General features: G+C 44.7%; 3 protein-coding genes. 2 read left to right on the plus strand and 1 reads right to left on the minus strand.

Annotated elements, in window-relative coordinates; all coding sequences use genetic code 11:
* The coding region (locus tag A1232T_RS11935) for a zinc ribbon domain-containing protein (RefSeq protein WP_143513992.1) at positions 1–111 on the plus strand (111 nt) is incomplete at its 5' end.
* Positions 112–348: 237 nt separating this feature from the next.
* Positions 349–1,866 carry a glutamate--tRNA ligase gene (gene gltX / locus A1232T_RS11940; protein ID WP_077449625.1) on the plus strand — a complete coding sequence of 506 codons (1,518 nt, stop codon included), beginning with the start codon at positions 349–351 and terminating at the stop codon, positions 1,864–1,866.
* Positions 1,867–2,009: 143 nt separating this feature from the next.
* On the opposite strand, the gene A1232T_RS11950 is transcribed toward gltX, so the two are convergent.
* On the minus strand, positions 2,010–2,160 hold a 151-nt coding region (locus tag A1232T_RS11950), incomplete at its 5' end, for a zinc ribbon domain-containing protein (RefSeq protein ID WP_143513945.1).

Raw genomic sequence — 2,160 nt, forward strand, 5'->3', positions numbered from 1 at the left:
GGATGGGCTTGTGCTGAGTGTGGCACATGGCATGATAGAGATATCAATGCTGCTAAGAACATCCTTGCGGTCGGGCTTGACCGTCTAGCTGTAGGAATCCCCTCGGTTTAGCGAGGGGAGGAGGTCAATGTTTCGCCTTGTTTTAACAAGAATTTTAACAGTTTTTTTGTCTTTAAACCTAAAAAAATTTATTGACTGCCTATCTCTGTTTTATGAGCCTTAGCCCAAACCTGTTATAATGTCTTTTAAATTATCATTCCATTTTTAATTCTTATTATTACGCCCTTTATTGTGGCGACTATCGCTTCTTTCGTCCTTTTAATATAAACAGATTATAAGAGAAACCTTATGACACAGACTGCTGCAAATCGTCCTGTTCGTACTCGCATTGCCCCTTCTCCAACGGGCTTTCCACACGTAGGCACAGCTTATATTGCCTTATTTAACTTAGCATTCGCTAAAGCAAATGGCGGCGAATTCATTTTACGTATCGAAGACACCGACCAAAGCCGCTCTACTGAGCAGTCTGAAAAAATGATTTTGGACGCTCTACGCTGGGTAGGTCTAGATTGGGCAGAAGGTCCAGACAATGGAGGTCCGCATGCGCCATACCGTCAAAGCGAGCGCAGTGACATTTATAAAAAATACGCCCAAGAGTTGTTAGATAAAGGCCACGCTTTCCGCTGTTTCTGTACCCCAGAAGAATTAGATGAAATGCGTAAAGAGCAGATCGCCCGTGGTGAAAACCCACATTACGATGGCCGCTACGCCAATTTCCCAAAAGAAGAGTCTGACAAATTAGCCGCTGAAGGCAAGCCTTTCGTTATCCGTATGAAAGTGCCAACTGAAGGTGTTTGTAAAGTGCAAGACATGCTGCGCGGTGAAGTGGAAATTCCTTGGGAACAAGTGGACATGCAAGTGCTGTTAAAAACAGACGGCCTGCCAACTTATCACCTAGCCAACGTAGTTGATGACCACTTAATGGAAATCACTCACGTTATCCGTGGTGAAGAGTGGTTAAACTCTGCGCCTAAGCATCAGTTATTATATGAATACTTCGGTTGGGAGATGCCAGTATTGTGCCATATGCCACTGCTGCGTAACCCAGATAAATCAAAGCTGTCTAAGCGTAAAAACCCAACCTCTATCACCTATTATCGTGATGCCGGCGTGTTGCCAGAAGCGCTACTAAACTACTTAGGCCGTATGGGCTACTCAATGCCTGACGACAAAGAAATCTTCACCCTTGATGAGATGATTGAAAGCTTTGACATCACTCGTGTGTCACTGGGTGGCCCTATCTTCGATATCGAGAAGCTAAACTGGTTGAACGGTGAGTGGCTACGTGCCCTAACTCCAGAACAATTAAAGAACAAAATCTTAGACTGGGCGAATGACTCAGACAAGCTAACCGCCATTGCCGCTGCGATTCAGCCACGTATTCACCTGTTATCAGATGCGGTTAACTGGGGTGGTTTTTATTTCCAGAACTTGCCTAATATTACCGCTGAGAGCTTTGAGCACAAGTCGCTAACTGCTGAGCAAATCATGGAGATCCTACAGATTGCTACTTGGAAGCTAGAAGCGCTGCCTGAGTGGACCGAAGAGAACATCTTTGCCATTTTAAAAGGCTTAAGCGGTGCGATGGATATCAAACTGCGTGACATGATGGCGCCGTTCTTTATCACTATTGCCGGCAGTACCTCATCAACCCCAGTAATGAACTCTATGTATATTATTGGCGCTGATATGACCCTAACTCGCCTGCGTTATGCGGTTGAAGTACTAGGTGGTCTTGGTAAAAAGAAACTGAAAAAACTTGAGAAAACTGCTGCCGATATGCCGGACTTTTTGGCTGCTGAGTAAAACTTAAGTAATCATATTTGTACAAAAAAGCTGAGTATCACACTCAGCTTTTTTTATGCCTACTCTAAAAACGAAACTTGGCTCCTACCCTCTTTTAAACCTCTAGAAATCTTAGCTTACCTACCTTTGACTTCCTCCCCTCGCTAAACCGAGGGGATTCCTACAGCTAGACGGTCAAGCCCGACCGCAAGGATATTCTTAGCAGCATTGATATCTCTATCATGCCATGTGCCACACTCAGCACAAGCCCATCCTCTTATTCGCAAGCCTGCTCTACCTTTTGGACTACTGTCA

The organism is Psychrobacter pasteurii, from assembly GCF_900162815.1.
GTDB classification, from domain to species: Bacteria; Pseudomonadota; Gammaproteobacteria; order Pseudomonadales; family Moraxellaceae; genus Psychrobacter; species Psychrobacter pasteurii.

What these genes read in the sequence shown, in the direction of transcription:
- gltX (WP_077449625.1), top strand. Translation starts at nt 349, where the DNA reads ATGACACAGACTGCTGCAAATCGTCCTGTTCGTACTCGCATTGCCCCT.